This is a genomic window from Gorillibacterium sp. sgz306347, assembly GCF_059735245.1.
This window is the reverse complement of record NZ_JCAPET010000086.1, coordinates 1-6015: the sequence shown is the minus strand read 5'-3', so window position 1 is coordinate 6015 and position 6015 is coordinate 1. Positions and strand designations below refer to the sequence as shown.

Here is a 6015-nt window from a genome sequence, read left to right as displayed (position 1 = left end):
GCGGGCACCACAGACTATGACGTTGCGTTTTTTTCAGGGTAGAAATATGACCGGCCGATACTGCCGACTTAATCGTTCGTTGCGCTGGACAGCCCGCCCATGTGCCACTCTTCGCCCGCCTCGCTGCGCCGGGCGGCTCCTTTGCCGGGGCCGTTCCAAGTGCGCGCCGCACGGGTGGCCGCACGCCGGTATCTTTCGGCACCGTCTCCGCCCTTTTCTCCTCACGGCCTCTCCCGGCACGTCACGTAGATGACCCGGGCCGGGCGGCCTGTCCATGTGCCACTCTTCGCCCGCCTCGCTGCGCCGGGGCTCCTTTACCGGGGCCGTCCCAAGCCCGCGCCGCACGGGTGGCCGCACGCCGGTATTTTTCGGCACCGTCTCCGCCCTTTTCTCTTCACGGCCTCTCCCGGCTCGTCACGTAGATGATCGGGGGCGGTTGGCCTTCACATGCGTCACTCAACTCGCCACCTCCCCCGGCTCGTCACGTAGATAACACGGGCCGGGCGCCCTGCTCGTACGTCTCATTCTACGCGCCTCCCGGCACGCCACTTACATACGTCGCGCCAGACATCCCACACTTACTAACCGCCCTCCGGCCGCCTCCCCCGGCCGCCGGCCCCTTACCGGACCGCCGGCTCCGTAAGGTCGCCCCTCCGGCCCGCCCAATGCAGCTCGCTGCCCGGCAGGTCGTCAAACCATGCCGCCTCCTCCGGGCAGTCCAGAATCATCAGCTTGCCGTAATGCCCTTCTTTGGACTGGTGATACTTCAAATAGGCCTTTCCGTGCTCCACCGCCAGAATCTCGATTTTACCGGATGCATGGCTCATGGTCAGCCGGACCCGCTTGCCGAGTCCCGAGGTGCGGGCTTTGGCCTGCTCCACGATCCGGTAAACACGGTCGAGCGGCAAAACAAACGCCTCGTTCCCGGCCACCGGCCGGTTCACGAAGAAATAGTAGGGCGCGATCCCGGCCCAGGACAACCGGTCCAGCAGCTCGGCGAGCACGCCGGGGTCGTCGTTGATTCCCTTCAGCACCGGCGTCTGATTGACCACATGCGCCCCCGCCGACTGGAGGGCTTTCACCGCGCGCAGCGCCTCCTCCGTCAGCTCGCGGGGATGATCAAAATGGGCCATAACGTAAATTTGCTGTCCCCCCGACGAATGCTTCCGGATGGCCTCCAGCAGCGCCTCATCCTCGTAAATGCGCATTGGCTGAAAGGCGGGCATTTTGGAGCCGAGCCGAATGATCCGGACGTGCGGAATTTCCTCCAGCCTTTCCATCAGGGAGATCAGCCGCTGCGTCGAAAGCATCAGGCTGTCGCCTCCGGTCAGCAAAACGTTGTTGATTTCCGAATGGGCGGCGATATAGGCCAGCCCTGCTTCCGGATTGACGGCGGCCTCCCGCGCCCCGCCTCGAAAAAGCCGTTTGCGGAAACAATAGCGGCAGTACGCCCCGCACGCCTCCGAAACGAGCAGCAGCGCCGTGGTCCGGTACTTGTGCTGACAGCCCGGCACCACATAATTCGCCTCTTCGTTGCTTGCATCCAGGCAGCCGTATTCGTCCAGCTCCCATTCGTTCGGGACAACAAGCCGGCGAAGCGGGTCCGCCGGGTCCGACCAGTCGATCAGCCCCAGGTAGTAATCGTTTGCCCGAAAAGCGAATTCCCCGGCGACCCGCTTCAGCTTCTCGCGTTCCTCCGCCGGAATGCGGTCCAGCTTGTCAATGTCGGTGATAAATTGCAGCTTGCTCATGGCGATCCTCCTCCAGAGGGAAAGTGGATGCGCTTGGTGGCAGAATGGAAAGGAACCCGATGGATGAAAACAGAAAAAGACCCCGAAGGGTCTTTTGGAACAAGCAAAAAAGATCGGACCCATCTTCTGCCGACGAGGTTAGCTGACGGGCTCGGGAAGGATGGTTCCCTACATCTGACGACGATTCGCCCCACAAACACGGTTCCCCCGCTTTCCGGCCGAAGCCGGAAATTAAGCGCATGCCATCATGGTACCGGAACTTGGGTTCCTGTGCAATACTTGTCAAACAATTGCCGTATCTTTCGCTCGGCTGCGCCGGACGAACTCAAACAAAATCGCGCATGGAACGAACCTCAATACGGCCCGGGTTTGCGGCTACATACCGGCCGCCGGACGGATCGAGGGCAAAAAACTCCACGGTCACCGGACGGCCCGGAATCAGCGTAAAGAAATTGTCGCTGAAAATACCCTCGGCTTCTGCGGACAGCCACACCTGCTCGGCCAGAGCGTCCGCTTCCAGCACCCATTTCGAGCCGGCGCCGTTTTCCGCATCCCGAAGCCGGATGGAAGGCTCCGCAAGCCGACGGGTTTTGGCATCCGCAAAGAAGGCTTCGGCCGAGGCCGCGATGCTCCCGTCCGCCTCCAGCAGCTCCGCCGCCAGAACCGCCTCGGCGGCGTCGCGGCCCTGCAGCAGCTCGTCCGCCCGGACGGAAAGCGCCAGCACGGAAGCATCGGCATCCACCCGAATATCTTCGGCGCGTTCGCTGATCAGCTTGCCGCCGAAATCCAGCGCGCGGAGGCGAAGCGTGCCGCTGAACGGCTCGGTCCGGTCGGAAACGACGTGCACGTGAAGGGCTCCGTCTTCGGACGGCCGGACGGAAATCAGCACGTCGCGGAAGCCGCGCTTCGCCGCGTATTGCAGCGCCTTCCAGCGGCCGTAGTAATCGATGCTTGCCCAGGACGCGACCGGCCAGCAGTCGTTTATCTGCCAGTACAGGGTGCCCATGCAGTACGGCTTGGCGCGGCGGTGCGCCTCGATGGCTTCGCGGATCGCTTCCGCCTGAAGCACCTGGCTCATGTACAGGAAGGACGGGAAATCCTTCGGCTCCTTCAGGTACTTGTCCATGTACTCCTTGATCAGCCGGTTGCCCGAGCCGTTCTTCTGGTGGGCCAGCATGACGTCGGATTCCAGCTCCATGTCCTTTTCCTCGGCGTAAGTCAGAACCGTTTTGTACTCCGGGAAGGACTGGAAGCCGTATTCGCTCATGAACCGCCCGATCCTCACTTCATAATTCTCGAACGGCTCGGAATTGTGCCAGACGCCCCAATAATGGACGTCGCCGCTGGTCGTACGCCCCGTGGTGTGCTGGCGGGCGTCCCCGGTCAGCTCGACAAGCGGCGAGGACGGCCAGTAATCCGTCCCGGACGCATGCTCCTTCACGGCGTTTGGAAGCAGGTCGTGGAACAGCGCCTCGTAGTCCGCCCATAAACGTTCGCGCTGCGCTGCATCGAAGTTCTTTTTCCAGCCCCAGCCGGCATTTTCGTTGAAGTTCGCCCAAGCCGAGTCGATCTCGTTGTTGCCGCACCAGAGGGCGATCGACGGGTGGTTGCGCAGACGCCGGACATTTTCCTCCGCTTCCGCACGGACGCTGGCAAGAAACGCCTCGTCGCCCGGATACATGCTGCAGGCGAACATGAAATCCTGCCAAACCAGCAGACCGTGCTCGTCGCACAGCTCGTAGAACGCTTTTTCCTCGTAAATGCCCCCGCCCCAAATGCGCAGCATGTTCATATTCGATTCCTTGGCCGTCAAAATTTCCCGCAGGTAGCGGTCCCGCCCGACTTCCGGCGCAAAGCTGTCCTTGGGGATATGGTTCGCGCCCTTGATAAAAACAAGCTTTCCGTTCAGCTCAAACGCGAACGAGGCGCCTTGCTCGTCCTTGCGAATGGACAAGCGGACCGAGCGAAGGCCCGTGCGTACTTTTGCCGCGGCCGTGGGGGCGCCTGCCCGGGAAAGCTCCGCCGTGAACGTGTAAAGCACCGGCTCGCCCAGCCCGTTCGACCACCACAGCCGGGGGTTTTCCACTTCGAGCGGAAGCTCGATGCGGTTCAGCCCCGCCGCCAGCAAGACAGCGCTTTCTTTCCAGGCTCCTTCCGTGCCTGCCCGAAGCACCGCCTCTCCGGCTTCTTCAGCTTCGATCTCCGCTACCGCCGTGAGCCGCGCTTTTGCAGCCGTTACTTCGTCCTGACGGATAAACAAATCCGCAAAACGCGTCCCCGTCCAGCCTTCCAGCCGCGCTTCCCGCCAGATGCCGCTCGTGACGAAACGCGGGCCCCAATCCCAGCCGTAATGATACGGCGCTTTGCGCGCAAATACGCTGATCTTCTTGTCCCCGAGTCCGCCCAGCTCGGATTGGTCGTTCGGGGCGGGCAGGGCGTAGCCGAGCTGCTCCAGCTTCGGCAGGTCGACCTGCACCGGGGAACGGAACACGATGCGCACCGTGTTGTCTTTGGCGGCAAGAAGCTTTTTGACGTCCACTCTCCAGGAGCGGAACATGTTGTCCGCCGAAAGAACAAGCTCTCCATTCACATACACGTCCGCGTACGTATCCAGCCCGTCGAAAACAAGCTCCAGCCGGGATTCCGCCAGCAGCTCCTCGGACAGGTCGAAGCGGGTTTCGTATTCCCAGTCCTTTTTGTCGATCCATTGCAGGTCGTGCTCGTTCGTTCCGTAAAACGGGTCCGCGATCTTGCCGTTTTTCAGCAAATCGGTATGCACGCATCCCGGAACGGCCGCTTTCAGCCACTCGTGATCCTCGCATGCCTTGAAGCTCCAGTCGTTCAGTATCCGCTTGTTTACGCTCATTGGGTCCTCCCTGATGGTGTGCCTGTACGCGCACTTCCACCCGATTTTAGCAGATATCCGGCCATGAAGAAACCTCCAAAAACCGTTCCCTGCGGAGCGTTTTTCGGAGGTTCTTTAGAAGGGCTTGGCGGATCAGCGGAGCCACGCCTCAAGGAGCAGCGAGAGCACCATGACGGCCCCGCAGCGCGTGGACAGCTTGACGGCTTCGCCCATCAGCGGCAGGTAGGCGGCGGAGGGATTGGCCGGCCCCAGATTGCGGTAAACGCGGATGATCGGCCAGGCGGTCAGCACGCCGAGAAGCGCGTAATAGGGAAGCGCCCCGGCGAGCACGGCCGCCAGCAGCGATACAAAAGAGAGCACAAGCAGCAGAATGGAAAAACGCAGCGCCCGTTCTTCGCCCAAAACCACGACGAGGGAGCGTTTGCCCGCTTTTTCGTCGGCACGCCAGTGAAGGAAATGGTGGTTGAACAGGATCAGCGTGGTCAGCAGCCCGACCGGCAGCGAAACCAGAAGCGCCCGATAGTCAAAGCCGGACGTTTGCGCGTAATAGCTCCCGAGCACTGGCAGCACGCCGAAGGCCAGCACGATGCCGATCTCGCTGTAGCCCTTGCCCCGGTAACCGAACCGGATCGGCGGCGCGACGTAGAAATAGGCGATCAGAGCGCCCGCCGCGCCGTAAACGAGAACGGGCCAGCCTCTGTAAACCGCAAGCACCAAGGCGCAGGCCCAGGCAAAAGCAAACAAAGCCCAGGTGACGGCGGAAAAGGTTTTGTAGCTCCACGTCCCTTCGGTCAGGAACTGCGAATGCGTGGCGATCGCATCCTCCGTCCGGCCGATTTCGTCGTCGACGTCGTTGCGGTAATCCCACAAGTCGTTCACCATGTTGGAAAAAAGATGCGCCGCCGCCGCGCCGATCAGCGTAATCAAAAAGAAGGCCCAGTGAAAACGGCCCGCCCAATTGTAAGCCCCCGCCGCACCAAGAAGCACCGGCATGACCATGACCGGCAGCACATAGAAGCGGGAAGCGCGAATAAATTGCTTGAACATGAAAACGGTTTTACCTCCCAAAAATAGAATAATTATCAAATTAGACTAAACGCAGAAACGCTAAAGAACAGTGTACTCCAACCCGTTCGGCTCGTCCAGCGGGGAGGCACCCTTTTTTTGCCTGTAATAAAAGGAAACCTCCCCAGTTCCGGGAACCGGAACGAAAAGGTTTCCATGTACGCCGCCTAGTGCCGCTAGGCGCGGGCGGGGCCGGCGCGAGGTGGCGCTGCGGCACGCGGGCGGGGCCGGCGCGAGGCGACGCGGCGGCACGCGGGCGGGGCCGGCGCGAGGTGGCGCGGCGGCACGCGGGCGGGGCCGGCGCGAGGCGGCGCGGCGGCACGCGGGCAGGGC

3 protein-coding genes and 1 riboswitch are annotated in these 6015 nt (G+C 61.9%); all 3 genes read right to left on the bottom strand.

Annotation, left to right across the window (positions count from 1 at the left end; all coding sequences use genetic code 11):
• Positions 1 to 620: 620 nt before the first annotated feature.
• Positions 621 to 1751, bottom strand: coding sequence for a KamA family radical SAM protein (locus AC6I6H_RS22310; protein WP_497956786.1), 1131 nt, complete (start codon positions 1749 to 1751; stop codon positions 621 to 623).
• A 114-nt stretch (positions 1752 to 1865) separates the two neighbouring features.
• A riboswitch (cyclic di-AMP (ydaO/yuaA leader) is annotated at positions 1866 to 1999 on the bottom strand.
• Positions 2000 to 2076: 77 nt separating this feature from the next.
• Complete coding sequence (locus AC6I6H_RS22305) at positions 2077 to 4617, bottom strand: beta-mannosidase (RefSeq protein WP_497956783.1); 2541 nt, start codon at positions 4615 to 4617, stop codon at positions 2077 to 2079.
• A gap of 132 nt (positions 4618 to 4749) precedes the next feature.
• Complete coding sequence (locus AC6I6H_RS22300) at positions 4750 to 5664, bottom strand: prenyltransferase (RefSeq protein ID WP_497956781.1); 915 nt, start codon at positions 5662 to 5664, stop codon at positions 4750 to 4752.
• Positions 5665 to 6015 lie beyond the last annotated feature (351 nt).